This is a genomic window from Nocardiopsis sp. FR4 (assembly GCF_009830945.1).
Classification (GTDB): domain Bacteria; phylum Actinomycetota; class Actinomycetes; order Streptosporangiales; family Streptosporangiaceae; genus Nocardiopsis.
In genome coordinates this window covers 48,773-74,021 of the sequence record NZ_VWVV01000034.1, presented here as the reverse complement: position 1 = coordinate 74,021, position 25,249 = coordinate 48,773, and the positions used below count along the sequence as shown (strand labels likewise).

Sequence of the window (25,249 nt, the reverse complement as noted above, 5' to 3'; positions counted from 1 at the left end):
GCCTTCCACGGCGCGGGTCACAGAGGGAAGAGGATGAAGACGAAGGCGGGCTGGTAGATAGCGCCGCTGATCCAGGAGGCCCACGCCGCGACCGCGGTCTGGGCCAGGGCGGCGACGACGTGCGCGGCGATGATCGGCGTTAGGAGGTGGGTGCGCCGGTAGAGCCACACCGTGCCCACGGCAACGGGGACCAGGAGCAGCAGCTCCCACCCGACCGTGGCACCGAAGGCCGTCCGGGCGACGGTCGAGAGCAGGTAGACCTCCCAGGCCGGGAAGCGCGCGGCCTCAGCCAAGGTGACGACCACACCGAGGAGCACCAGCTCCATGGCGATGGCGACGGCGATCTGTGCGGGGCCGATCGTCCACAGGGTGCGCAGGTGGTGGCCTGTGGCGTCGGTGGGCACGTCGAGGGTGAGCATCCCCGGCAGGAAAGTCACCGAGTAGGGCACCAGGAACAGGGCCAAGGCCCCGCCGAAGACCAGCAGGCCCTGGTACTGGAAGTCCATGCGGGCCAGCAGCCCCGGCTGCCGTGTCCAGGTGGGGGCTAGGCCCAAGTCGCGCACGCTGATGCCCAGTAGGTGGGTCACCCGCCAGGTGGTGGCCAGAGCCAGGGCCAGCGTCAGGGTCGCGACCCCGGCCCAGTGCCACGCGCTCCCCGGCCCGGTCTCTGGGAGCAGGGCCGACAGGGCCAGTGGTGGGACGAACACCACCGCAAGGGCCCCGGCGACGAGGGTGTAGGCGGTGACGGTCGAGATCGGCGCGGGGCGGCGGCGCGGCCTGCTCACGCAGCCTCCTGGAGGTGGTTGAGGGTCGCGGCGGTGCGGCACAGGTGTTTCATCTGCTCGCACAGGTGGGTGGCGAGGTCGGGATCAACGATCCGGATCGCGCCGTCGCGGCGGCCGAGGCGGGTGTAGGTGTGCAGGTACACCACGGCGGCCTCGTACACCGTCACCTCCGGCAGAGGCTCCTCGGCTTCCATGTGTCGCACCTGGTCAGAGCTGCCCACGCGCACGCGCTGACCGGCCCGATGAGCTTGGGCAAGGACCGCTCGGGTGTAGCGCCCATAGGAGGTGAGGGGCAGGGTGGGAATCCACAAGGTCGTCAGGGGAAGTCCGTAGGCGGCGAACTCGGCGCGCTCGATGGCTCGGCGTTCGCGCTCCTGGCCCAGGAGGTGTTCGGCCAGTGTGGTCCTGCCCTGATACCAGGCGCTCCAGGCCGGATCGGTGGGCACCACATGGTCGCGGCGCACAAGCCGGTAACACCGTGCTCTCCTCGCCTGGAGATCCCTGCGGTTTCGGGTGGTGGCCTCGTCCACGGCCAGTGCGTCGTCAGTCAGGCGCTGGCCGCCGTCCGCGGCGGAGCGCACCACGTCGAAGAGGGAGAAGGGCTGCCTCCTGCGACGCATCAACCGGAGCAGGGAGGCCGTGGAGAATCGGGTGTATCCCTTGCCGGAGTACTCGGCCTGGACGACGTTGTCCAACGCCAAGCGCGTCAGCTCCGCGCCGGTCCAGCCGGTGAGGTGGCGTGCCTCGTCGCGGGTGAGGTGGGTTCGGTGAGCTTTCTCGGCCAGCAGGTCAGATCGGGTGCGGATCGCCGTGAGGTCGAATGAGGTGGATGCGGGCACAGGTTTCCTCAGTTCCTGATCAGGTGGACCGTCGCAGAGGTAGGCCTCAAGTTGGGGTGCACGCGGTCACGAGGGGTAGTTGAGAAAGGCACGGACTTCACCGAGGTCGTAAAGGAGCACGGTGTCTCCGTCGAGCGAGGTGAGGGTGTAGACCGCCCCGACTAGTCGCCGGGCCCGGGAAAGCACGAACCCTTGCTGAGCGGCCTGCCAACGGACCTCCTGGAAAGCCGCGCGGCGTAGTCGAGGCTTCCGGGCGGTCAGGACGCTCATGGGGAGGGTCATCGAGGGTCCTTCGACTCGGATGCGGTCAGAGCGGATCGCTTAGGAACAGTCAGGGCAAACCATGCGGTTGCTCCACCCGGGGCGCTGGTCACGCCCCAGGGGATGTTGCGGTTGATGACCAGGCACGGACCGTCTGGGGTGGAAACGAAGGCGACGTCGGTGGTGTCCTGCGTGTCCCTCACCCACACGTGGATAGGGACAGGACTGGTGATGACCACGCACGGCAACTCCGGGGCGGCCTGGGGGTCGGCCAGGGGCAAGGGCTCGTCGTCGTCGGGCAGGCGCCACCGCGTGCCGTCCGAGACTCCCGGCGCTCCCAGACCTGCCAAAGCGGTGACGGCGCGGCTGATGCTGGAAACGTGCGCGCCGGCCTCCAGACGCGAGATCATCGCCTGCGACAGGCCGCACAGGCTGGCCAGAGCCGACTGGGACAGGTGTCTGGTCGCGGAGTGGCGGCGCAGGCACCGGATGACCTCGGCCAGGTTCAGGGTGCGTACAGCCTGGGCCAGGTCCGGGGACCGCCATACCTCGGCGGGGATGCAGGTGCAGCGGTAGGCCGCTGCTCCTCCCTCGCGTGGTTTGCCGCAGTACCCGCACAGCAAGGCCGTCACGCCCTCTTCTCCTTTCGCTTACGGGGGTTTTGTTGGTGAGGGGCCACCGGTCCCTTCTTTCATCCAGCCCGGTGGCCCCGGTTCCTGGTGGCGTCCCACCAGGGGAAGCCGCCCCTGATCTCCCGGCAGGGGCAGCGTTGTGGTGTGGGGCCCGGGCCCCGGCTGGGTCAAGAGCCAGGGCCCGGGTGTGGTGCGGCGCGGAAACCTCCCGACGAGGGGACGGGGGCACGTCATCGCCGCACCGGCTCATGGGGGTGCTGGTGTGCAAGCCCCCGTCATCGGAGCACCTCCGCGAAGACACCGCGGCCGTTCGTCAGGCGTCCCCACGAGGAGGCGAGCGCGTTGACCAGGATCAGGCCGCGTCCGTGCTCGGCCAGAAGCTCGGGAGCGGAGGGGTGGAGGGGGTGCGTGTTCTCGAAGGGGCCGCCGTCACGGACCTCGACGCGAACGCGGTCGCTGTAGACGAGGGTCCTGACCGCGAACTGTCCGCCAGCGTTTCCGCTGCGGGTGTGGGAGATGGCGTTGGTCGCCAGCTCGGAGAGCACGAGGATGAGGCCTTCGGGCGGTTCTATGCCCTGGTCGGTGAACCTTGCTGTCACCCATGTGCGAGCAGCTCCAACGGACTCAGGAATCCCGGGGAAGCTGGTCCGGCCCTTCCAGATGAGGGTCTGGTCGTGCGAGAGGGCAAGCATCAGTTGCCTCCCACAGTGATGGGCGTCGGCCTGGCGTCACCCCGTATCTGAAGGGTTCGGGCAAGAAATCCGGACGCCGTGTGGAGGTTACGGCGGGCTTTCCGGGAACGCTGGGGTGTTTTGATCCTGCGTTGTGTGGTTCCGTAGGCGGAGGGATCGGTATGCTGCTGCATGTCTCACCTCAGGTCATTTCAGGTCAGGTGGGGCGTCACGCCCTGGAGCCGCCGCGAACGGCGCCGGGGCGTTCTCTTGTTGCGGTGGTTGCCGCTGGACAGCGGGGCCACTTGCCTCTTCGGAGAGGGTTGCCGGAGTGTTGCTGTTGGCCCCTTGAGAGCTGGGGTGTTCGGGAAAACCCCACTCCTACGGCCTAGCTCCGACCCAGCACCTGTCTCGATGGTCATAAGATTCCACCGAGAGGTCGCTCTTTAAAGAGGACCGCATGACATGACCACTACTGAATACCTCGAAGCAACTTATGACAACTTCCCGTAGACAGAAAGCAACTCCCCTGGTTGAATAAACGCCATGGAAGAGATGGATGACCGAAATGTCTCAGACGTGCGCTTTGGCCAGGCCCTGGTCAGATCGCGCAAGAGGGCAGGGAAGACGCAAACGGCTCTAGCCGGACACCTGAGGTGCAGCAAAGGGCATGTGTCCCACATTGAAAATGGCCGCAGAAGGCTCAACGAAGCGGAAGTAGACGGTGTTGACGGCTTCCTCAAGTCAGGCGGGCGCCTGGCGCGTCTGTACAGCGAACTGTATGAGCCTGAGCACGTCGACTGGCTAGGGCAACTCCATGAGCTACAAGCAGAAGCGGCAGTGATCCGCGAGTATCACAACAGCCTGGTCCCCGGGGTGCTCCAGGCCGAGCCCTACACAGCAGCCGTTTTCCACTCAGGAGCGCCCTGGCTGAGCGAAGCCGAGATCCGCGAGCGAACCCGCATACGCACTGAGCGGTCCAAGGACGTCCTACGCAAGGACGGCCCGCAGTACCACGTGGTCTTGGACGATGTCGTGGTGCGACGACCGATCGGTCCGAATGCGGTCATGAAAGCCCAGATCGACGCCATGGTGCAGTTGGCCGAGTCGGGGCGCATCATGCTCCAGATGCACGCGTGGGGGCAGCTCCCACACGCAGGACTAGATGGTCCTTTCTCGCTGCTGGCCTCGCCCTCAGCGCCAGAGTTGGTACACGTAGAGTCCATCTATCGCGGACAGACCACAGATGTGCCGACGGAGGTACGGCAGTTCGGGGTGCTGTTCAGTAGATTGCAGGCGAACGCCCGGACGCCAACCGCGTCCGTGGCCTTCCTCAAGGAGATGAGCAAGGAATATGCAGGTTGAGCAGGGCTGGCACAAGTCCAGTTACAGTGCGGGCGCGCAGAACTGCGTCGAGGTCTCCGAAGGCAAGCAGACCCTGGTTCGGGACACCCAGAACCGCGGCCTAGCCCACCTCGGGTTCGAAGCTGGGGAGTGGGCCACCTTGGTTGCCGTCCTCGGCAAGTAGAAGGCACGTCACCAAGACGTGATCGACCCCCGCCAGCGAAGGAGGCGGGGGTCGATTCGTGTTCAGCGGGATCAGGCTACCCCGGGGCAAGACATATCACTAGGACCAAAGACCTCATCACCCCCGGAGTTGCCGGTACCACGCCTTCGCAGCGTCGAGCATGGCCTCCAGCCACTTCTCTCCTGGGCGCAACCGTGTGTAGTGCCGGTGCATGCGAACCTGCGCACGAGCGAACAACACGAGCACCTCCCGGTCGAGCCGCCCCCACACCTCGGACCTCGCCAGCAGCTTCTCCACGTCGGCCGGGTCCTGCTCCGCCGACACCAACTGCACCGCCAGACACGACGGCGTCACCACCGCGGAGGCCCGTGTCGGCCACGCCCAGTCGATCACCCACAACCGGTCGGCCCGATCGATGACGACGTTGTGCGGATGCAGGTCAGCGTGGGTCAAGTGGTCACCCCGGACTGCTTCGATCTCGTCACCGGTCAGGGCCCTGTCCCACCGCGTCTCCACCCACGGGCGAGCCACATCTGGCAGCGGCAGCCCGATGATCCTGTCCATCGCCTCGGCCACACGCGACAGGTCCGCCGACCCCGGGGCGTAATCGGTGGGTCGGGCGTCGATGACCTCGAACCCGAGCGCAAACCACCCGTTTCCCCTGGCCTGCCACAGCAGCTCCGGTGCCAACCCGCCCAGGTGGGGGTTGATTAGGCTCTCGCGTTCGACCTCTTCCAGCAGGCCACCGGGGCGGTCGGGAACGGCCTTGACGAAAACTCGGCCGTGTTCGCCGGTGACCACGGCGGTGGTCGCGGTGCTGTGCCCTGCGGTCGGCTCCACGTGGTCGATGCGGCCGGTGTGCAGGGTGATGAGGTGGGTGAGCTGCTCGTGCATCGGTCTTCCGCTAGTTGCGAGGGGGGCACTTGGACGGCGGTACCCCGGGTGTGCAGCCGTCATCGTCGGGGCCGCACGGGATGAAGATGTGGCCGTCGTCCTCGTCGTCGTCCTTGCGACCGGCGCTGATCTCGTTGCGTGCTCGGGTCATGCCGGGGCCGGTCAGGATATCGGCCAGCCCTTCCGTGTGGACGTTTCCCGTGCGCATCCAGGTGGAGAACACGCACGGGGACACCGACCCGTCCGGGGCGACCGAGGCCCGGTTGTCTCCGCAGGCCCCGCACAGGCCCGAGCAGTCCGGGGCCTCGCCTTGCGCGCCGCGCCCGTAGGGGCGGACGTGGTCCACGCCGATACGGGTGACGCCGAGGGCTTGGAGTTCGACCCGGGTCTCCTCCACACCCTTGCCGGTGCTGGTGATGATGCTCGCCCGCGTCGGGATGCCCAGGTTCAGGGCTTTGACGAGGTTGCGACGAGTGTGCCGGTGGGAGGACGGACGGCCGGTCATGGCGTTGTGCTGATCGGGGTCGGCCGAGTAGTACGACGTGGCGAGCGACATGCCGGGGCGCTGGAGGAGGGCCCACCAGGCATCCGTGACATGGACGAGATTGCTGTACGCCTCCACGTTCATCCCGGCGGCCAAGGCGTGGGCGGCGATCTCCAGGGCATCGGGGTGCAGGGTCGGCTCGCCGCCGATGAGCTGGACGTGACGGACTCCTGCCGCGGCGGCCTGGTCGATGGTGCGCAGCCAGTCGGTGCGGGTCATGGTGCCGTGGTCGCCGTCAGGCCCGGAGTTGTTGTAGCAGTGGGCGCATTCGAGCTGGCAGACGCGGGTGAGGTCGAGCCAGATCATGCCGGGGGCGGTGATCGGCCGTTCGGGGGTGATAGTCACGTGTCTCCTCTGTCGGGGGAAGAGGTTTCCTGTGCCGTCGGGCCCGGAAGCCCACCACGGACAGTAACCCGGGGTGGTTGGGGTGTCACTGGTTTGGCTGAATGTGGCCGTCGCCGGTCTTCAAGCCCTCTCAGAGCACGTAGACGACCCGGGCCAGTTGCTCTCAGGGGAAGAACAGGTGGGCGCTGCGGCCTCGGCCTCCTGCCAGGTCGGGCAGAATCGGCCGATAATTAACACGCCTCTCCTGGGGTGACGTGGATGCCGATGTCCTCGCTGGGCTGTCTTCCCACTGTGCGCAGCACGGGAGATCCCACATCCCCATGACAGGGATACCCGTCATGGGTAGGGTCGTGGCCGCTGATCAGCTCATGAGAGGGGTTGGTCCTGTCCACGGGGTCCTCCCAAGGCGAGGGTGAGCACGGTCAGGGTGGAGCGTTCTGCGGATGTGGTGGCGAAGGAGCGCCACCAGCGGGCGAAGGTCGGTTCGTCGTTGGGCCAGCCGAGGCCCGGGGCGGCCTGAGTGGCGTACTTGCGCACCGCCATGTCGCCGTAGGGGTAGAGGGAGAAGTCGCCGGTGATGTCGGCGGCGGCGGCTCCCGCCGTCCACGGGCCGATGCGGGGAACGGATTGGACCTCGACCACCAAGTCTTGGGGCGGCAGTTCGGACCATTTCGTTCCCAGGGCGAGGAACGCCTCCGCGGCGGCGAGCAGGGGACGGCGCTTGAACGCCATGCCCAGCGTCGCGAAGTCGTCCTCGTGTAGGGCGAGTACGGTTTCGGCCCGGGGGAAGGCCCGGGGGCCGGCGAGAGTCGGTGTGCCGTGGGCGTCACAGAAGCGGTGGTACATCAAGCGGGCCTGGTCGGCGCGGATGACCTGCCGAATGATGCCCGTGGCCAAGGCGTCCCACAGGTCCGGGTTACGCAACCGCCGCACCAGCCCTTGCCTGTCGAGGACTGCGCGAAGGACGGTGGGCACGTTCTCGCCCAGGCTCTTCGGGTCGTACACATCCACGTGGGGAGCCGGATCGGTGCCCTCCCCGTGACGGGTGATGGCAAGGCTCGGGTCCGCGTTGACGTGCCAGGCACTCGTGGCGGTTCGCACCGTGCGGATACGCCCGTGTGCGGTTGTCTTCCATCCGGGGTGGTCACAGAGCAGCATGGGAGCCTTTCGGAGTGGGTTGATTGGCTGCCACTATCCCAGCTCCGTCCGGACGCGCCCCGGGGTTCGGTGCCTTCCCTCGTTGAAGCACGTTCAGCACCTTTTGGAGGTGGTGTCGAGGAAAGAACACGTGGGCGCTGTCGGCGGTGCGGCCCCGGCCTCCCACCAGGTCGGGCAGGATCGGCCGCGTCCACACCCACGACTCCGCCATCCCCCACTGCGACATGGCCAGGCGCAGTTCACCGTCCCGGCTGAGCCGACCTGCCAGATCCTCGGCGTGTGCGGCGTCCATCTCCACCCAGACGCGGCCGGTGTAGAAGTCCACCCACCGCTGATCGCCCACCGGCAGGCCGGGGGCTGTCATCGCTAACAAGGCTCCGTAGTCCTGGCAGCTCGATCGTGTGCGCACGCCCGACTCCCACAGGAGTCGGAGCAGATCCACGAGGTCCTCGTCAACGGGGACGGTCGTTCCCTGGGGTGTGCGCACCGGTCGGGACGGGTGGACCTGGGCGGGTGTGGTCATCGTGCTCCCTGTTCGTGTGGAGGTCGCGCATCACGGCGATGGCCCACATGCGCACGGCGTCGATGTGCTCGCGTTGGAGGCCCCGGTAGGGGTCGGGTTGGATGAGCAGGGTGGGCACTCCGTCCACCGCGCGCTGCTTCGCCCAGTCGTGGTCGGGTTGGGCGAAGTCGTCGTCGATCCACACCAGCGGTTCGTTCCCCGCCCAGGCGGCCACGGGTTCGCGTTTCCACAGGTGTCCGTTGGGGTGTCGGGTCAGGACGTCGGCAGGTGTGCCGAGGTCGATGTGGCCGAGCGTGCCCAGGCCGAGCCGGGGGCTGATGAGCCGGTCGGCCTCGCCCAGCCAGCTCGTGGCCCACACCGGCCGGACCAGATTCATGGAGTGCAGGGCGTTGAGCCAGATGCCGTGGTCGGGGTGGAGCCACACGGGCACGTTCGGGTTGCCGTTGTAGGTGACCCGGTGGGGTCGGTGCTCGGGTGGGAGCGATCCGCTGGGGCCGGGGAAGGGGTTGAGGACGCCGTCGACGTCCAACAGCAAGTACGGGGGACGCGTCTCCATCGCTGGCCCTTTCGGGGTTCACACGTGCAGGAGCTGGACCGCCTCGGCGGTGTGGGCGCGCACCACACGCTCATAGGTCGGGTCGTCGGCGGGGTCGGCGATCCACTGGGCGGCCTGGGACAAGTACCACTCCACGATCCACACGCGGTGCCAGCCCAGAGCCCACTCCTGCGCGGTCAGGCCGCCCCGGTCGTGCAGGGCCTCGGCCGGTCCTCCCGCATGCACGTAGCGTTCGAGGAAGGCGCGGGCACGGCCGGGGTCGGCGGGGGTGATGGTGCCGTGCCAGGAGACCAGATCCAGCAGTCCGGGGCCGCGGAAGGCGCGGGCGAGGTCGCACACGTACACGCGCTCGCGGGTGATGAGCAGGCTCGTGGGGTGAAACTCCGAGTGCACCCACCCGTAGGGGCGCAGCATCGTGCCCTCGGCGCGCGCGGGTGCCGCCTGGGCGATCGTGCGCAGCATCGTGGCGATGTCGCCAGCACCCTCCCACCGCCCCTGCTGTTGGAGTACGTCCAGGGTGCGCAGGGCCCTGTGGGGCAGTGAGGCCAGCCAGGCGGTGTCGCCGGGGGCGAGGAAGTCGGGCACCGCGGCGGAGTGCAGGTGCACCGCCGCGACGGCTCCGTCCTCCTCGTCCGGGTCCCGCACGGAACGGCCCAGGTCCTGCATGAGCATGCCCAGGGTGGTCGCGCCCCGGGCAGAGGTGAGCAGGCGGGGGACGTTCATTCCGGCCTGCCAGGCGCTGGTCAGGGCGTCGTCCTCGTGGGTGAAGGGTTCGCGCGCGGCCTTGAAGACCACCGTGGTGTTGTCGGGCAGGGTCAGGCGCTCCACGTGGGACAGGGCCCAACTGTGCAGTACCTCCACCGAAGCGGGAGCCAGGCCCGTCTTGGCAGTGACCTCTTCGCGAAGCCGGTCGATTTCGAGTGGGTCCACGGTTTCCTCCTGGGAAGGGGCACGGGGCCCTCCGTGTGAGGGCCCCGGCAGGGGAAAGGTCAGGCGCCGAAGCCGCGCACGTCACTGATCCAGGCGTCGCGGAACTCGGCCAGTTCGTCGCGGAAGCGGTCCATGGGGGTTCCGTAGGGGGCGACGACTCCGCCCTTCTGCGAGGGAGCGGACTGGCAGCCGTGGACGAGGCGACCGCCCAGGGCGGTGTGTGCCTTGACGGACTCGATGCGGCGGTTCTCGTTGAACAGGCCGCCGTGAAAGACCTCGTCCAGGTTCTGGACGGTGGTCTCGTCCAGGTCGTAGACGACGCGGGCGGTATCCCCGAAGAACCAGGCCGGGCCGACGATGCTGATGCGCCCGTCCGGGTCCACCTTGTTCAGCGCGGTCAGGGTGGAGATCTCCGCCAGGATCTTGAGGTGCTCGGCGGTGATGCCGTCCACGTCCAGGGTCGGCAGGTGCTCCTCACGGAACAGGTAGCTGTACACCTGCCAGGCCACGCCCACCACCTCGGCCGGGTCGTGGGTGGTGCGGGCGTTGTCCTCGATGAACCGCAGGGCCTGCTGCTCCAGGGCCTCGTCCGAGGTCTCCTGTGCGGGCAGCATCTGGGCGGCGACGGTCTCCCAGTCGATGATCCGCCAGCCGGTGGACTCCAGGCGGAAGAAGTAGTCCTGGGGGTGGATGTGCAGGGAGTCACCGTCCACGGTCAGGCCGGGGATGCGGTTCCAGCCGGGGTTGAACGTGTGGTCGGGCAACCGCACGGTAAACGGGGCGAGCGTGACTGACATGTCCCCTCCTGGGGTGACGTGGATGCCGGTGCCCTCGCTGGGCTGCCTCCCACTGTGCGCAGCGCGAGAGAATCGCACATCCCCCTGACGGGGATACCCATCATGGGTAGGGTCGTGGCCACGATCCGTACTCGCAGGTGCGCCAGGGACCCCCATGACCACGTACCGACCGCCGACCGCTCTACCCCCGGGTTTTCTCCTTCGCCAGGACGTGAAGACCGCTCTCGCCCGCCATGACTTCGGTGCCGTGTTCCGTCTGGCGCACACCGAGGTGCCGCTCAGCTACGCCCAGCTCGCGCAGGCATGCGGGATCAAACCGGAGCGGGTGGGTCTACTCGCCCGGGGGCGGGGCAGAATCACCTCGTTCGAGAAGATCACCGCCATCGCGGACGCCCTACGCATCCCCGGCCACATGGTCGGCCTGGCTCCGCGCTCGTGGGAGAACACGGACGGAGACGACGTGCGCCGACGAGAGTTCCTCACCGCTTCGGCGAGTGCCGGACTCGCCGTTGCCCTCACCGTCCCCCAGCTACCAGGGAAGCGGCTCGGCAGCCGCCTCCCCGATCAGCTACGTGAGCGCACCGCCCGGCTTCGCCGCCTGGACGATGTCCTCGGCGGAGGCGACACCCGCCGCGTATACCTCGGGGAGTACCAGGCCACCAAGCGTCTGCTGCGGGAGGGCACCTACACCGAGAGCACTGGCCGCGACCTGCTGTCGGTGCTGGCCGAGCAGGCGCAGCAGGCAGGGTGGGCCGCCTTCGACGCCGGTCACCACGACGACGCGCGCGGCCTGTACGAGGACAGCCACCACGCGGCGACCACAGCGGGCGACCCTGTTCTGGCCGCGAACGCGCTGGCCTTTCTCGCCTACCAGGAACGCGACCCTCACGCGGCCGTGCACATCGCCCTCCAGTCCTGCCACACCGCAGGATCCGACGCGCCGCCCAGTGCACGTGCCCTCCTGCATGAGCGGCGTGCCTGGGCGCACGCGCTCGCTGGGGAGTCTGGTCAAACTGAACGTGCTTTGGAGGCCGCAGCGAGCGCGCTCGCCGAACGTGCGGACGATCCGCAGCCGGACTGGGCGGCCTGGGTCGATCACACCGAGCTGGGGATCATGACGGGGCGGTGCTGGGCCGAGCTCGGCCGGCCGTTGCGGGCCGTTCCCGTCCTGGAGCAGGCACTCGCTGGATTCGATGACGCGCACGCCCGTGACAAGGCCCTGTACACGACCTGGCTGGCGTCGGCCTACATGTCAGCAGGGGAGGTCGAACAGGCGGCGGCGAGCGCCACCAGGGTGTTGACCCTTTCAGCGGGTGTGGCGTCCGTGCGGCCACGCCAGAGACTCATCCCGGTGCTCGACCGACTCGCCCAACACCGCAGCCTGCTCGAGGTCGCCGACGTGCTGGAGCTGGCTCGTACCGTCTAGGTGTGGTCGGGAGCCGTGGTGGTCCCGATCCACCGCAGGTAGTCCGGGGAGCCTTCCACGATCGCGGTTGCGACGACCTCCGGGTTCGTCCACGGGTGGTGCTCAATCAGGTGTGCCTGAATCTGCGGGTACCGGTCGGCGCGCGCTTTCAGGAGAAGCTGCCACTCCTGGCCGGTCCCGAACTCGCCCAGGTGCCAGAACACCGAGGTCACCGGCCCAACGATCTGCGCGCCCGCTGCGAGCTTGGCCTCTACTGCTGTCTTCGCCAGTTCGACCGCTTGCTCGCGGGTCTCGGTCGCCGTGGACACCTGGAGGTAGTCGGTCATGGAGGGGTCCGTTCTGTCGCTGGTGTTCTCCGGGGAGCATAGACCAACAGACACCGGAAGTGAGGGCCCCGCTCAAGGTCGGAGAGATCACCGGATTCCTGCCGGATCCTGGGACCACCTCATCCCCTCAGTGGTCACTGTCGGTGATCATCAAGAGGTTGTACGAGCCAGCCCCTCAGCCCGCTCAGGCCCCAAAAAAGTGTTAACACCCTGCTAACACGGGGCCCGGAAGCAACCGGCACGAAGAGGGGCCGACCGGAGAGTCCGGTCGGCCCCTCAAAGCGCTCTCAGTGTGCGTTTCTACAGGTACTGGCCGGTGTTGGGCACCGTGTCGATGCTCCGCCCGGAGTCCGCGCCCTTCTTGCCGGTGACCAGGGTCCGGATGTAGACGATGCGCTCGCCCTTCTTACCGGAGATGCGCGCCCAGTCGTCGGGGTTGGTGGTGTTGGGCAGGTCCTCGTTCTCGCTGAACTCGTCGACGCAGGCCTGCAGCAGGTGCGAGACCCGGATGCCCTTGGACTTGTGGTCGATGAAGTCCTTGATGGCCATCTTCTTGGCCCGCGAGACGATGTTCTCGATCATCGCGCCGGAGTTGAAGTCCTTGAAGTACAGGACCTCCTTGTCCCCGTTGGCGTAGGTGACCTCCAGGAAGCGGTTCTCCTCGCCCTCGGTGTACATCCGCTCCACGACCCGCTGGATCATGGCGTCCACCGTGGCCTGGGCCGAACCGCCGTGCTCGGCCAGGTCCTCCTCGTTCAGCGGCAGGTCGGTGGTGATGTACTTGCCGAAGATGTCGCGGGCCGCCTCGGCGTCGGGCCGCTCGATCTTGATCTTGACGTCCAGGCGGCCGGGCCGCAGGATCGCCGGGTCGATCATGTCCTCGCGGTTGGAGGCGCCGATGACGATGACGTTCTCCAGGCCCTCCACACCGTCGATCTCGCTGAGCAGCTGGGGCACGATCGTGTTCTCCACGTCGGAGGACACACCCGAACCGCGGGTCCGGAAGATCGAGTCCATCTCGTCGAAGAAGACGATGACCGGGGTGCCCTCGGAGGCCTTCTCCCGGGCACGCTGGAAGACCAGCCGGATGTGGCGCTCGGTCTCACCCACGTACTTGTTGAGCAGCTCCGGGCCCTTGATGTTGAGGAAGAAGCTCTTGCCGACGTCACGGCCGGTGCGCTCGGCGACCTGCTTGGCCAGCGAGTTGGCGACCGCCTTGGCGATGAGCGTCTTACCGCACCCGGGAGGGCCGTAGAGCAGCACGCCCTTGGGCGGGCGCAGCTGGTGCTCGTAGAACAGGTCCTTGTACAGGTAGGGCAGCTCGACCGCGTCGCGGATCATCTCGATCTGCCCGGACAGCCCGCCGATGTCGGTGTAGGCGATGTCGGGGACCTCCTCGAGGATGAGCTCCTCGACCTCCGACTTGGGGATGCGCTCGTAGACGTACCCCGACCGCGGCTCCAGCAGCAGGGAGTCCCCCGGCCGGATCGGCTCGTCGCGCAGCGGCTCGGCCAGCCGCACGATCCGCTCCTCGTCGTGGTGCGAGATCACCAGGGCCCGCTCGCCGTCCTCAAGGATCTCCTTGAGCATGACGACCTCGCCCACCGTCTCGAAGGACTCCACCTCCACGACGTTGAACGCCTCGTTGAGCATGACCTCCTGGCCGGGGCGCAGGTTGTCCAGGTCCACCGAGGGGCTCACGTTGACCCGCATCTTGCGGCCGTTGGTGAAGATCTCGACGGTCTCGTCCTCGCGTGAACCGAGGTAGATCCCGAAGCCGGACGGCGGCTGGGCCAGCCGGTCGACCTCTTCCTTGAGCGCGACGATCTGCTCGCGCGCTTCCTTCAAAGTGGAGACAAGTCGTTCGTTCTGACCGTTGGCGGCGGCGAGATTGGCCTGTGCCTCCCGCAGCCGCTCTTCCAGTAGGCGTACATGCCGGGGCGAGTCGGCGAGCTTACGCCGTACCACGCCGAGTTCCTTTTCCATGTAGGAGACCTGGGCCCTGAGTTCTGCGACTTCACGGTCCCGGTCGCTTTGACGCTCGTCGTCGCGCTCGGCCACGTCCGCCACCTCCCTATGAGGAACTACATCGGAGCCTACCTACCCTCGCCCGATTCCTAACCTCCGAGGAGCGGCGAGTGTCGTAGGCCTCATTCGCGGGTCTTGCGTCTTCACAGGTCAGAGTGCTACCGGATGACCCGACGTAATGAGAAAGTAACCTCCGGGTCCCCCCTCGGGCAAGGGAGTTCCGCGTCTGTGTACGACCTCCACGCACGTCAGCGCGCCCTCCGGACGCACGACGGGCCCGCCCGGAACCCCGGACGGGCCTGCACGGAGGGTGCACGCGGCGGCCGACGCGCACGGCGCCGGGAGCGCCCCGGCGTCAGGGGGTGTCGGCGGGCACCTCCGGCGAGGGGGAGGCCGCCCCCTCGGCCGCCGCGGGCTCGGCGGGGGCCGCGCCCCGCTCCCTGTCCCGCGCCGCCTCGAAGTCCTTGCCGTAGGCGCCCTTGGCCGGACGGCGGCGGCGCTCGGGGGCCTCGGCCCCGTCGGCCAGACGGCGCGCCACCACCAGGAAACCGGTGTGCCCGATCATCCGGTGGTCCGGGCGCACGGCCAGGCCCTCCACGTGCCAGGTGCGCAGCATGGTCTCCCACGAGCGCGGCTCGTAGAAGCGCGGGTCCTCACGCAGCTCCTCCACCACACGCGAGAGCTGGGTCGTGGTGGCCACGTAACAGCAGACCAGGCCGCCCGGGATCAGCGCCCGCGCCACCGCGTCCAGGCACTCCCAGGGGGCGAGCATGTCCAGGAAGACACGGTCCACGTCCGTCTCGTCCAGCTCCTCCACCAGGTCGCCCACGGTCAGCCTCCACGCCGGGTGCGGGCCCCCGTGGAAGCGCTCCACGTTCTTGCGGGCGATCTCGGCGAAGTCGGCGCGGCGCTCGTAGGAGTGCACCATGCCCTGCTCGCCGACCGCGCGCAGCAGCCAGTTGGACATGGCGCCCGACCCCGCCCCGGCCTCCACCACGCGCGCGCCCGGGAAGATGTCCGCCTCCACCAGGACCTGGGCGGCGTCCTTGGGGTAGACGATGGTCGCCCCGCGCTTCATCGACAGGGTGTAGTCGATCAGCAGGGGCCGCAGGGCCACGTAGGCCGTGCCGCTGTTGGAACGGACCACACTGCCCTCGGGCCGGCCGATGAGGTCGTCGTGGTCGACCTTGCCCTTGTGCGAGTGGAAGGCGCCGCCTTCGCGCAGGGTGATCGTGTGCATCCGACCCTTGGGGTCGGTCAACTGCACGGTGTCGCCGTCGGTGAAGGGGCCGCGGCGGCCATGGATACCGGTCAACGTCGCTCTCGTCTTCCCACGTCGCTATTGGTTGGCAGGGCGATCGCCCAGGGTATCGGCCCCTCGGGGCCGCGGCGAACGGGCGCCGGCCCCGAGGAGCCGCCGAAAGCGGTCCCCGAACCCCCGGAGGCGGGCGGGCGGTCCCGATAGCGTGGGTGCCGACGGAAGCGGGACGCCCCGCCCCGCCACCGGGGCCGGACCGGCCCGCGGACCGCGACGACACCCATGTACGGCTCCACCGTACGAGGACCACGGGAGACAACGACGCATGTCACAGCTGACCACGGGGCTGGGAATCGACATCGGCGGCAGCGGGATCAAGGGCGCGCCGGTGGACCTGAGCACCGGTGAGTTCCTCAAGGAACGAAAGAAGGTCCTCACCCCCGAGCACTCCACCCCCGCCGCGGTGGCCCGGATCGTGGGCGAGATCGCCGCGCACTTCCCCGAGGCCGCCGGAGCTCCCGTGGGCGTCACCTTCCCCGGCGTGGTCCAGCAGGGGGTGGTGCGCACCGCGGCCAACCTGGACAAGGCCTGGATCGGCACGGACGCCCGGGAGCTGTTCACCCGGGCCACCGGCCAGCCGGTGCGCGTCCTCAACGACGCCGACGCCGCGGCCGTGGCCGAGACCCGCTACGGCGCCGCCGCGGGGGTGACGGGGGTGGTCCTGCTGACCACCCTGGGCACCGGGATCGGCAGCGCCCTGGTCGTGAACGGGCGCCTGGTGCCCAACACCGAGTTCGGGCACTTGGAGATCGACGGCCACGACGCCGAGACCCGCGCCTCCTCCGCCGTCAAGGACGCCGAGGGGCTGTCCTACCACGAGTGGGCGACCCAGCGGCTGCAGCGCTACTACCGCGTCGTGGAGGACCTGCTGTGGCCGGACCTGATCGTGGTCGGCGGCGGGGTCAGCCGCAAGGCCGACAGGTTCCTCCCCCTGCTGGACATCCGCACCCCCGTCGTGGCCGCCGAGCTGCGCAACACGGCGGGCATCGTCGGCGCCGCCCTGGCCGCCGCCGCGACCGAGACCGTCTGACGCCCCGGCCCCCGGACCCGCCGGGGGCCGGGCCCCTCACGGGTGCAGGCGCAACCCCTTGAACACCTTGTCGACGTCCCCCCGCGGACCGTAGACGGCCAGGCCCACCAGGTCCAGGTCCTCTGCGGCCACGGCCAGCACCGCGGCCCGGTTGTCGTCGTCGTTGTCGGTGGCGAACAGCTCCCGGGTGTACAACGCGGTGGACAGGTCCCGCGAGCGGGCGCGGGCCAGCGTGCGGGCCAGGGACCGCGAGTCCGCCGCGTAGACCATCACGGGCTCGCGGAACATCGGCAGGTAGGCGTGGGAGGAGGCGTCCTCGTAGGGCTTGCCCACCGCCCCCGGGTGGGCGGAGGCCACGCCGCTGCTGAGGAAGGCGGTCACGTTCAGCTTCTGCCAGACGGCCAGGTCCTCGTGCACCGCCACGGCGATCTTGGTGTCGAAACGCATGTCCCGAGGATGGCCGGTCCCGGGCCCGGCGGTCTTGAACGCTGGTGCGCGGACCCGGGCGGGCCGGGCCACAATGGTTCCGTGAGCGAGGACTGGGCCAGGTACTGGAGATCGCCGGAACGGCCGCTGGAGGCGATGCACGCCCACTTCCGCGGCCACGCCTACCACCGGCACAGCCACGACTCCTACTCCTTCGGGGTGACCGAGTCGGGGGTGCAGGCCTTCCACTGCCGGGGCGGTACGCACGCCAGCGTGGCCGGAACCGTGCTGGCCTTCAACCCCGACGACCCCCACGACGGACACTCCGGCGCCGAGGCCGGGTTCACCTACCGGATCGTGCACATCGGGCCGGACCTGGTGCGCGAGGTCCTCACCGACGCCGCCGAGGGACCCGCGGGCCTGCCGCTGTTCGCCGAACCCCTCGTCCACGACCCCGCGCTGGCCGCGGCGCTGGGCCGGCTGCACGGGGAGCTGACCCGCGGCGGCTCCCGGCTGGCGCTGGACGAGGCCCTGCGCGGCACGGTGCTGTCCATGGCCCGCCGCGGGGCGACCCGGCCCGCGGCGGTGGCGGCGGTCTCCGACCCCGACGCCGCGGCGGTGGCGGCGCGGGCGGCCGCCGTGCTGCGCGAGCGCCTCGCCGAGGACGTGGGCGCCTCGGAGCTGGCCGCGGCGGCGGGCCGGAGCCGGTTCGCCGTCTACCGGGCCTTCCGCGCGGTGTGGGGCATGGCACCCAGCGACTACCAGCGCCAGCTGCGGCTGCGCCGGGCCCGGGACCTCATCGCGGCCGGGGTCGGGCTGGCGGAGGTCTCCGCCCGGGTGGGGTTCGCCGACCAGAGCCACCTGACCCGCTGGTTCTGCCGCTACTACGGGATCACCCCCGGAGCGTTCCGCGAGGCGGTGCCGGGGCCCTGACCCCGGTCGGCGAACAGGACGACCACAACGGCCACGGGTCCGCCGGGGACGGCCCCGGCCCGGACGCGACGCCCCGCGCGCTCAGAGCTCGGCGGACAGGGACAGCGCCCCCGCGATCCGCCGCGCGGCCTCGGTGGTACGCGTGACGGGCGAGATCGGGATCCCGGCCATCGCCGCGGGCACCCCCTCCTGGAGCGGCCAGCGCATCCACCACCACAGACCGCCCCGGTGGGGGCGCAGCAGGGCGCGCTGGGGCCGGGACCGGGGACCGGCGTCGACGGCGCCGCAGGCCCCGTCCTCACGCACCTCCACCCCCCGCGAACGCAACTCGGCGGCCAGCCCGCGCAACGCCAGTCCGGTCGACTCCGCCCGGTTCACCGCTTCCGCCGGTCCGTCCTCACATCTGAGGCTCGGATTTCCCGCAGGCGAGGTCTCAACGGTCACGGGGCTTCCCCTCCCAGGCACTACCGGGACCAACGACCCTTGCACTGTGCCCTATCGGGGGCGTGAGCGGATGGACCTATGCGGATCACGCATGGGGCCTTCTTTTTCCCACATAGCCACCAAGGACGTCCGGAATCCCTAATCTAAGCTCATGCCCCAACCAGACGGCGTTCTTCCACCGGACCTGTGGACACGGCCCCGCATGGCCAGGGCCCTGGCCACCTGTGACATGGCCGCGGTCCTCGAAGGCGTGCGCACGGCCCGCGGGTGGTCCCAGGGCGACCTCGCCCGCGCGATCGACTACTCCCAGAGCTGGGTCTCGCGCGTGGTCAACGGCCAACAGTCCCTGACCATCAGCCAGGTGCACGACCTCGCGCGGCGCCTGGGCATCCCGTTGCACCTGCTGCGCTTCGGAGGCGACCCCAACCAGTCCGGTCCCGTAGAGAAGGGGGTGAACACCACGAAACGCCGTGACTTCGGACGTGTGGTCGCCGCGAGCGCCCTGCTCACCACCGCCGCCGTCCCCGCCGAACCCGCTCCGCCCACCGGCGACCACCACACCGTCAACGAGACCACCGCACCCGCCCTGCGCGCCATCACCGGGGGCCAGCGCCGCATGGAAGCCACCTCCCCTGCCCGCCACCTGCTGCCCAGCGCGTCCGCGCACGTGCATCTGACCGAGCAGATGCTTACGCAGGCGCACGGGACACCGTTTCATCCGGAACTCAGCGCCGCCGCCAGCGAAGCCTCCGGCTTCGCCGCCTGGCTCCACGCCGACCGGGGCGACATGGGCTCGGCCCGCGCCCACTACCGCACGGCCGTCACCCGCGCCCGCCAGGCCGACATGCGTCTGCTCGACGCCTACATGCTCGGCTCACTGGCCGCCTTCGAGGCCGACACCGCCGAGGACCCCCACCTGGGCCTGGACCTGGTCCGTGAGGCCGAACACATCCTCGGCCCCCAGGCCCACCCCACCGCCCGCGCCTGGATCTCCTGCGTCGGGGCACTCGCCCACGCCGCGGCCGGGGACAGCCACGCCGCCGCCCGCGCCCTGGGGCAGGCCGACCATGAGGTGGCCCGCTCGGTCAACACCGACCCGCCCTGGCCCTGGGTGTTCGCCTTCAACGAGGCCAAGGTCGCCGGGTACCGGGCCCTGGTGTACGTCCGGCTGTGCCGGCCCCACGACGCCCGGCGCGCCTTCACCGAGGCCTTCACCCCCGGCACCGGCAGCGCCAAACAGGCCGCCGTCCTCCAGGTGGAACTGGCCACGGCCCACGCCGAGGCCGGCGACGTGGACGAGGCCTTCCGGCTCGCCCAGCAGGCCCTCACCACCGGAATCCGCTTCGAGTCCGAACGCGTCATCGGCCGGGTCCGCTCCTTCCGGCGCCGCTACTCCGGACCCCGGGCACGCTGCGTCAGCGACCTCGACGATCGACTCCTGTCACTGGTTACCGGTATGACCGCTTCCGGGTACTAAAGCCGCGAAGCGAGCACCAAGGAGGTTTCGTGATCCGTATCGGAGTCACCGGCCACCGGGCCCTGACCCCGCAGGTGAGCGACGACGTCACCCACCTCATCACCACCCACCTGGCCCCCCACGGCCCCCACATGACCGGCGTGTCCTGCCTCGCCGACGGCGCCGACACCCTCTTCGCCCAGGCGGTTCTGGCCGCGGGCGCCCGCCTGGAGGCGATCATCCCCGCCCGGGGCTACCGCGAGGCCCTGCCCCCCGAACACCACCCCGTCTACGACCGGCTCCTGGCCCGGGCCGCACGCGTCCGCGAGTTACCCCACACCGAGTCCACCTCCAGGGCGCACATGGCGGCCGGACGCCTGCTCGTCGAACACTGCGACCACCTCGTAGCCGTCTGGGACGGCAAACCCGCACGCGGCCCCGGCGGCACCGCCGACGTCGTCGCCTACGCCCGCGCTCTCTCCCGCCCCGTCACCGTGCTCTGGCCCGAGGGCACCAGCCGCTGAGGCCACGCCCGCGCACCGCCCCGGGCACCCCCGCGACGCCACCGACCGCGCGCTCAGACCCCGCGCGACATCGCCGCGTTGACGTCCGCGGCCCGCAGCACCCCGCACACCTCACCGTCCTCCCCCACCACCAGGTACTCCGGCAGCGGATGACCCGTGAGCGCGTTCAACAACTCCTCACCCCGCAACCCCACCGACACCCGGGAGTGCTCGGTCACCGCCCGGGACACACTCGACACCGGCACCCAGGCCCGGCGCCGCTCCGGAATCGCCCCCGCCGCCTCCGGGTGCACGATGGAGGTGGCCGTACCGTCGGCATCGGTCACCACGATCTCCGCCGCGCCCGCCTCCCGGGCCCGGCGCTCGGCCTCCGCCAGCGGGGTGTCGGCCAGCACCGTCACCGCCCGCCGCAGCAGGTCACGGACGCTCAACGCCGGAATCCGCTCCCGCACCCGGGCCGCGCGCAACGCCTCCGTCGCCCCCGTCCACATGAAACCGCCCAGGACCAGACCCCACACGACCGCCCACGGGCTCAACCGGCCACCCGCCGACCAGGCCAGCAGGAACGGCATCGCCACGACCCCCAGCGCCAGCACCCGGCCTCCCCAGGCCGCGGCCACACTGCCCGCGAAGGGGCGGCCCGTCGCCTTCCACACCGCCGCCCGCAGCAGGCGCCCCCCGTCCAGGGGCAGCCCCGGCAACAGGTTGAACACCCCCACCAGCAGGTTGGCGATCCACAACTGGAACAACAACTCACCGACGACACTGCGCGGATCCGAGAACAGGTACAGGCCGAACCCGCCCACCGCCAACAGCAGCGAGAACAACGGCCCCGCGAAGGCGATCCAGAACTCCCGCCCGGGCGTGGGCGCCTCACGCTCGATCTCCGAGACTCCGCCCAGCACGTACAGCACGATGCGCCGCACCGGCAGCCCGTACCCGCGCGCCACCACCGAGTGCGCCAACTCGTGCACCAGGACCGACGCGTACAACAGCACCGCGAAGACGAACGCCAGCAGGTAGGCCGAGGCCCCCAGCCCCAGACGCCCCTGGACGACCCCCCCGTACACCAGCGTGATCAGCACCGCCACGATCCACCACGAGGAGGTCACGTAGACGGGGATGCCGAAGGGACGGCCGATCAACAGCCCCGGCCGGGAACGGACACGGGAACGGGACGCGGAGGGCTCACTACCGGTGGTCACGCCCCCAGCCTACGGGCACCGCGCCCGGATCCGCCCGCCGTCCACAGCCGCATCCACACCCTCCCCGACCGTCACGTCCTTCTCATAGGCTCGTACCATGACCACCGCGCCCCTGCCGTCCGCCCTCTCCCCCTCCCGGGCCTCCGACTTCCTGCAGTGCCCCCTGCTGTTCCGCTTCCGCACCATCGACCGCCTCCCCGAGGCGCCCAGCGCGGCGGCACTGCGCGGCACCCTCGTCCACGCCTGCCTGGAACGCCTCTACGAACTCCCCGCCGAGTCCCGCACCCCCCGCAACGCCCTCAGCCTCGTCGAACCTGAGTGGAAACGCCTGCGCGAACGCACCCCCGAGGTCGAGGACCTCTTCGGCGACGAGACCGCGCGCGACGCCTGGCTGGAGTCGGCCCGCGCCCTGGTCCGCCGCTACTTCGACCTGGAGAACCCCGCCGCGCTCGAACCCCGCGACCGCGAACTGCGCCTGGAGGTCGCCCTCCCCACCGGGCTGCGCCTGCGCGGATACGTCGACCGCATCGACGTCGCCCCCTCCGGCCAGATCCGCGTCGTCGACTACAAGACCGGCAAGTCACCCCACCCCCGTTTCGAGGACAAGGCCCGCTTCCAGATCTTCTTCTACGCCGTCATGATCTGGCGCGACCTCGGCGTCGTCCCCACCCGCCTGCAACTCGTCTACCTCGGCGGCGACGGCGCGGTGCGCTGGTACGAACCCACCGAGGACGAACTCCGCGTCGCCGAGACCGAGATCTCCGACATCTGGGCCCGCATCGAGGCCGCCGGACGCGCCGGGGTGTGGGAGCCCAGGAAGAGCAGGCTCTGCGGGTGGTGCGAGCACCAGGCCCTGTGCCCCGCCTTCGGCGGCACCCCGCCGCCCCTGCCCGCCCCGACACCGCACACCCCCGACACCACCGCCGGCGGATGACCCGCGCCCTCCCGCGTACGGCACAATTCCCCCTGTGCCCGTCTCAGTCCTGCTGGTCGACGACCAGCCCCTCATCCGCGCCGGCTTCCGCATGATCCTGGAGTCGGCTCCGCACGTGTCGGTGGTGGGCGAGGCCTCCGACGGACGCGAGGCGGTGAGCGCGACCCGATGCCTGCTCCCCGACGTCGTCCTCATGGACGTACGCATGCCCGGCACGGACGGCGTCGAGGCCACCGCGCAGATCACCTCCTGGGCCCGCCAGGGCGGCCACCGCGTGCGGGTCCTGGCCCTGACCACCTTCGACCTGGACGAGTACGCCGTCGGAGTCCTGCGCGCGGGCGCCGCCGGCTTCCTCCTCAAGGACACCCCGCCCGCCGAACTCCTCACCGCCGTGCAGGTGGTCGCCGACGGGGCCGCCGTCATCTCCCCGCCCGTCCTCGGCCGCCTGCTGGAACGCTTCGCGCCCCTGCTCCCCCCGCCCCGGGAGCACACCGGCCAGGACCCGCTCAGCACCCGCGAACACCAGGTCCTGCGGCTGCTCGCCCGCGGGTGGTCCAATGCCGAGATCGCCGAGCACCTCGTCCTGGGCGAGACCACCGTCAAGTCCCACGTCGGCAGCATCCTCACCAAACTGGGCCTGCGCGACCGCCTCCAGGCGGTGGTCCACGCCTACGAACACGGCCTGGTCCGCCCCGGGGAGAGCGACACCGATCCCCCGCGCTGACCCCGACCCCGCCCCCGCACGGCCCCGGCGCGTCGCTGTCGGAGGACCGCGGGCCTTGACAGGATTGGCCCGGTGACCGAACTCACCGGCGACCACCCCCGCCCCGGGCGAACCCGGCCCCCGTGGACCGCGTCCCCTCAAGGGTTTGATCATCGCGCCGACCACCACGGGGTACAGGCGAGGAGGGAACGGAGACAGGGATGCCAAGCAAGCGGGAACGGCCCGTGCCCCCCGGCGAGGACCGCCTGCTCAGCAGGATGCGGGACTGGCGGGCCGCACACGAGAGCGAACTGACCCCCGACGGCCTCGACGAGGACGAGGAGGTCGCACTCCCCGACGCGCGCGCCATCGACCTGGTGCTGCGCGTGGGAGAACTCATGCTGGCCAGCGGCGAGGGCACCGAGGCGGTCAGCGAGGCCATGCTCAGCCTCTCCGTCGCCTTCGACCTGCCCCGCTCCGAGGTCTCGGTCACCTTCACCACCATCACCCTGTCCACCCACCCCGGCGGCGACCACCCCCCGATCACCGGCGAACGCGTGGTCCGCCGCCGCACCCTGGACTACTTCCGTGTCGGCGAACTGCACGCCCTGGTCCAGGAGGCCGCGCTGGGCCTGCTGGAACTGGAGGACGCCACCGCCCGCCTGGCCCGCATCCGCCGCGCCCGCATGCCCTACCCCAACTGGCTCATCGCCGTCGGATTCGGCCTGATCGCCTCCAGTGCGAGCATGATGATGGGCGGCGGCGTGATCGTGGCCACCGTGGCCTTCCTCGCCACCGTGCTCGGCGACCGCACCGCCGTGTTCCTGGCCAAGCGCGGCGTCGCGGAGTTCTACCAGATGGCCGCCGCGGCCGTGGTCGCCGCGACCATCGGCGTGGCCCTGCTCTGGGTGAGCAACACCCTGGAGCTGGGCCTGCAGGCCGGAGCCATCATCACCGGCAACATCATGGCCCTGCTCCCCGGACGCCCCCTGGTCTCCAGCCTCCAGGACGGCATCAGCGGCACCTACGTCTCGGCGGCGGCCCGCCTGCTGGAGACCTTCTTCATCCTGGGCGCGATCGTCTCGGGCGTGGCCGCCGTCGCCTACACCGCCCAGCGCCTGGGTGTGCAGATCGACCTGGACACCCTGCCCTCGGCGGGCACCTCCACAGAGCCCCAGGTCCTCATCGGCGCGGCCGGGATCGCGATGGCCTTCGCCATCTCCCTCGCCGTGCCGCCCCGGATGCTGCCGATGATCGGCGCCCTGGGCGTGATGATCTGGCTCATCTACGCCAACCTGCGCGACCTGCTCCAGGTGGCCCCGGTGGTGGGCACACTCGCGGGCGCGGTCGCGGTCGGCGTGGTCGGCCACTGGCTGGCCCGGCGCACCCGCAGACCGGTCCTGCCCTACCTCGTGCCCTCGATCGCGCCGCTGCTGCCGGGAAGCATCCTCTACCGGGGCCTGATCGAGATCACCCAGGGCAACGCGGTGCTGGGCCTGCTCGGCCTGGCCGAGGCCGTCACGGTCGCCCTGGCGCTGGGCGCCGGGGTCAACCTGGGCGGCGAACTCGTCCGGGTCTTCCAGCACGGTGGCCTGGCGGGGGCGGGCATGCGCAGCCGCCCGGCGGCACGCCGTACGCGCGGCGGGTACTGAGGGCCCGCGCCCGGACCGAGGAGGCGAGAACCTCCGCCCGACCGGGAGCGTCTCACCGGACGCGAGCGGACGACAACGACACGGCCACCACATCCGCCCCAAACCACAACACACATGTGATGTGAGCCACTATTCTTGGCGTCAGCTCAACGACGAGCCCTTTGGACCGAAAGGCCTGTCCCATGTGCAGCCACGAACCTCCCTGTCCGTCCTTCGAGGACACCGACCGCGAGGCCGCCCGCGTCGTCTCCAGCCACCCCGAGCAGGGATGGAGCCTGCTCTGCAACGGTGTCGTCCTCTTCGAGGACACCGGTGAGCTGCTCCCCGACGGGGCGGTCGTCGCCCCGCACCGGCCCCGCGTGGCCGCCTGAACGCCCCCGG

General features: G+C 70.1%; 29 protein-coding genes. 11 read left to right on the top strand and 18 right to left on the bottom strand.

Translation table 11 applies throughout. The features are described from left to right. Nucleotides 1-17 precede the first annotated feature (17 nt). The 5 genes from FYW95_RS24095 to FYW95_RS24075 all read right to left on the bottom strand — a co-directional run bounded on the left by FYW95_RS24095 (nt 18) and on the right by FYW95_RS24075 (nt 3,209). Entirely contained in the window at nt 18-785 is a 768-nt protein-coding gene (locus FYW95_RS24095; RefSeq protein WP_160050874.1) for a hypothetical protein, read from the bottom strand. Then, a complete protein-coding gene (locus FYW95_RS24090) occupies nt 782-1,624 on the bottom strand; it encodes a DUF6879 family protein (RefSeq protein WP_160050873.1) in 843 nt (280 codons plus the stop codon). The genes FYW95_RS24095 and FYW95_RS24090 overlap by 4 nt, the downstream gene beginning before the upstream one ends. Before the next feature lie 66 nt (nt 1,625-1,690). Further along, nucleotides 1,691-1,894 (bottom strand): hypothetical protein, encoded by a 204-nt coding sequence (locus FYW95_RS24085; protein ID WP_160050872.1) that lies wholly within the window; start codon nt 1,892-1,894, stop codon nt 1,691-1,693. An 8-nt stretch (nt 1,895-1,902) separates the two neighbouring features. Then, nucleotides 1,903-2,517, bottom strand: coding sequence for a helix-turn-helix domain-containing protein (locus FYW95_RS24080; RefSeq protein ID WP_160050871.1), 615 nt, complete (start codon nt 2,515-2,517; stop codon nt 1,903-1,905). Between the two features lie 275 nt (nt 2,518-2,792). Next, nucleotides 2,793-3,209, bottom strand: coding sequence for an ATP-binding protein (locus FYW95_RS24075; RefSeq protein WP_255495642.1), 417 nt, complete (start codon nt 3,207-3,209; stop codon nt 2,793-2,795). Nucleotides 3,210-3,734: 525 nt separating this feature from the next. Here FYW95_RS24075 and FYW95_RS24070 point away from each other — a divergent pair. Together FYW95_RS24070 and FYW95_RS24065 are read left to right on the top strand one after the other, a co-directional pair. After that, nucleotides 3,735-4,553 carry a helix-turn-helix domain-containing protein gene (locus FYW95_RS24070; RefSeq protein WP_236572299.1) on the top strand — a complete coding sequence of 273 codons (819 nt, stop codon included), beginning with the start codon at nt 3,735-3,737 and terminating at the stop codon, nt 4,551-4,553. After that, nucleotides 4,543-4,716 (top strand): DUF397 domain-containing protein, encoded by a 174-nt coding sequence (locus tag FYW95_RS24065; protein WP_160050869.1) that lies wholly within the window; start codon nt 4,543-4,545, stop codon nt 4,714-4,716. The genes FYW95_RS24070 and FYW95_RS24065 overlap by 11 nt, the downstream gene beginning before the upstream one ends. Nucleotides 4,717-4,833: 117 nt before the next feature. On the opposite strand, the gene FYW95_RS24060 is transcribed toward FYW95_RS24065, so the two are convergent. The 7 genes from FYW95_RS24060 to FYW95_RS24030 all read right to left on the bottom strand — a co-directional run bounded on the left by FYW95_RS24060 (nt 4,834) and on the right by FYW95_RS24030 (nt 10,463). Continuing rightward, nucleotides 4,834-5,610, bottom strand: coding sequence for a protein kinase (locus FYW95_RS24060; RefSeq protein WP_160050868.1), 777 nt, complete (start codon nt 5,608-5,610; stop codon nt 4,834-4,836). 10 nt (nt 5,611-5,620) lie between these two features. Then, on the bottom strand, nt 5,621-6,499 hold the full coding sequence (locus FYW95_RS24055; protein WP_160050867.1) for a radical SAM/SPASM domain-containing protein: 879 nt from the start codon (nt 6,497-6,499) through the stop codon (nt 5,621-5,623). 366 nt (nt 6,500-6,865) lie between these two features. Beyond that, a complete protein-coding gene (locus tag FYW95_RS24050) occupies nt 6,866-7,600 on the bottom strand; it encodes a DNA glycosylase family protein (protein WP_160050866.1) in 735 nt (244 codons plus the stop codon). A gap of 43 nt (nt 7,601-7,643) precedes the next feature. Further along, entirely contained in the window at nt 7,644-8,099 is a 456-nt protein-coding gene (locus tag FYW95_RS24045; protein ID WP_160050865.1) for a hypothetical protein, read from the bottom strand. Nucleotides 8,100-8,109: 10 nt separating this feature from the next. Continuing rightward, entirely contained in the window at nt 8,110-8,736 is a 627-nt protein-coding gene (locus tag FYW95_RS24040; RefSeq protein WP_160050864.1) for an HAD domain-containing protein, read from the bottom strand. 18 nt (nt 8,737-8,754) lie between these two features. Then, a complete protein-coding gene (locus FYW95_RS24035; RefSeq protein WP_201295011.1) occupies nt 8,755-9,666 on the bottom strand; it encodes an aminoglycoside phosphotransferase/kinase family protein in 912 nt (303 codons plus the stop codon). A 59-nt stretch (nt 9,667-9,725) separates the two neighbouring features. Then, a complete protein-coding gene (locus FYW95_RS24030) occupies nt 9,726-10,463 on the bottom strand; it encodes a hypothetical protein (RefSeq protein ID WP_160050863.1) in 738 nt (245 codons plus the stop codon). Between the two features lie 154 nt (nt 10,464-10,617). Here FYW95_RS24030 and FYW95_RS24025 point away from each other — a divergent pair, with 154 nt between their 5' ends. Next, nucleotides 10,618-11,889: an NsdA family TPR-like regulatory protein gene (locus FYW95_RS24025; protein WP_160050862.1), complete on the top strand. Its 1,272-nt coding sequence runs from the start codon at nt 10,618-10,620 to the stop codon at nt 11,887-11,889. On the opposite strand, the gene cutA is transcribed toward FYW95_RS24025, so the two are convergent. From cutA to FYW95_RS24010, 3 genes are all read right to left on the bottom strand, one after another. Beyond that, a complete protein-coding gene (gene cutA / locus FYW95_RS24020) occupies nt 11,886-12,215 on the bottom strand; it encodes a divalent-cation tolerance protein CutA (protein ID WP_160050861.1) in 330 nt (109 codons plus the stop codon). The two genes, FYW95_RS24025 and cutA, sit on opposite strands and share 4 nt — an antisense overlap. Nucleotides 12,216-12,515: 300 nt before the next feature. After that, nucleotides 12,516-14,285 (bottom strand): proteasome ATPase, encoded by a 1,770-nt coding sequence (arc, locus tag FYW95_RS24015; protein ID WP_159942449.1) that lies wholly within the window; start codon nt 14,283-14,285, stop codon nt 12,516-12,518. A gap of 313 nt (nt 14,286-14,598) precedes the next feature. After that, on the bottom strand, nt 14,599-15,558 hold the full coding sequence (locus tag FYW95_RS24010) for a tRNA (adenine-N1)-methyltransferase (RefSeq protein WP_159942448.1): 960 nt from the start codon (nt 15,556-15,558) through the stop codon (nt 14,599-14,601). 268 nt (nt 15,559-15,826) lie between these two features. Between FYW95_RS24010 and ppgK the strand changes: the two genes are divergently transcribed. After that, nucleotides 15,827-16,591, top strand: a complete 765-nt coding sequence (gene ppgK / locus FYW95_RS24005; protein ID WP_159942447.1) for a polyphosphate--glucose phosphotransferase — start codon at nt 15,827-15,829, stop codon at nt 16,589-16,591. A gap of 36 nt (nt 16,592-16,627) precedes the next feature. Here ppgK and FYW95_RS24000 read toward each other — a convergent pair whose 3' ends face one another. Then, on the bottom strand, nt 16,628-17,038 hold the full coding sequence (locus FYW95_RS24000; protein WP_159942446.1) for a DUF2000 domain-containing protein: 411 nt from the start codon (nt 17,036-17,038) through the stop codon (nt 16,628-16,630). A gap of 81 nt (nt 17,039-17,119) precedes the next feature. On the opposite strand from FYW95_RS24000, the gene FYW95_RS23995 reads away from it, so the two are divergent. Next, nucleotides 17,120-17,950: an AraC family transcriptional regulator gene (locus tag FYW95_RS23995; RefSeq protein WP_236567760.1), complete on the top strand. Its 831-nt coding sequence runs from the start codon at nt 17,120-17,122 to the stop codon at nt 17,948-17,950. A gap of 81 nt (nt 17,951-18,031) precedes the next feature. Here FYW95_RS23995 and FYW95_RS23990 read toward each other — a convergent pair whose 3' ends face one another. Then, nucleotides 18,032-18,394: a hypothetical protein gene (locus FYW95_RS23990; protein WP_159942445.1), complete on the bottom strand. Its 363-nt coding sequence runs from the start codon at nt 18,392-18,394 to the stop codon at nt 18,032-18,034. A 202-nt stretch (nt 18,395-18,596) separates the two neighbouring features. Here FYW95_RS23990 and FYW95_RS23985 point away from each other — a divergent pair, with 202 nt between their 5' ends. Both FYW95_RS23985 and FYW95_RS23980 read left to right on the top strand, forming a co-directional pair. Then, on the top strand, nt 18,597-19,871 hold the full coding sequence (locus tag FYW95_RS23985) for a helix-turn-helix domain-containing protein (protein WP_159942492.1): 1,275 nt from the start codon (nt 18,597-18,599) through the stop codon (nt 19,869-19,871). Nucleotides 19,872-19,900: 29 nt separating this feature from the next. Beyond that, the gene (locus FYW95_RS23980; RefSeq protein WP_159942444.1) at nt 19,901-20,374 is read left to right on the top strand and encodes a DNA-processing protein DprA; all 474 of its coding nucleotides are present in this window, start codon (nt 19,901-19,903) and stop codon (nt 20,372-20,374) included. A gap of 53 nt (nt 20,375-20,427) precedes the next feature. On the opposite strand, the gene FYW95_RS23975 is transcribed toward FYW95_RS23980, so the two are convergent. Continuing rightward, nucleotides 20,428-21,519 (bottom strand): site-2 protease family protein, encoded by a 1,092-nt coding sequence (locus FYW95_RS23975; RefSeq protein WP_236567770.1) that lies wholly within the window; start codon nt 21,517-21,519, stop codon nt 20,428-20,430. A gap of 157 nt (nt 21,520-21,676) precedes the next feature. Here FYW95_RS23975 and FYW95_RS23970 point away from each other — a divergent pair, with 157 nt between their 5' ends. From FYW95_RS23970 to FYW95_RS23955, 4 genes are all read left to right on the top strand, one after another. Next, nucleotides 21,677-22,513 carry a RecB family exonuclease gene (locus tag FYW95_RS23970; protein ID WP_160050860.1) on the top strand — a complete coding sequence of 279 codons (837 nt, stop codon included), beginning with the start codon at nt 21,677-21,679 and terminating at the stop codon, nt 22,511-22,513. 34 nt (nt 22,514-22,547) lie between these two features. Beyond that, complete coding sequence (locus tag FYW95_RS23965; protein ID WP_159942441.1) at nt 22,548-23,237, top strand: response regulator; 690 nt, start codon at nt 22,548-22,550, stop codon at nt 23,235-23,237. A gap of 200 nt (nt 23,238-23,437) precedes the next feature. Further along, on the top strand, nt 23,438-24,868 hold the full coding sequence (locus FYW95_RS23960) for a threonine/serine exporter family protein (protein WP_236567758.1): 1,431 nt from the start codon (nt 23,438-23,440) through the stop codon (nt 24,866-24,868). A 182-nt stretch (nt 24,869-25,050) separates the two neighbouring features. Then, nucleotides 25,051-25,239 (top strand): DUF5999 family protein, encoded by a 189-nt coding sequence (locus tag FYW95_RS23955; RefSeq protein WP_159942440.1) that lies wholly within the window; start codon nt 25,051-25,053, stop codon nt 25,237-25,239. Nucleotides 25,240-25,249: the final 10 nt, after the last annotated feature.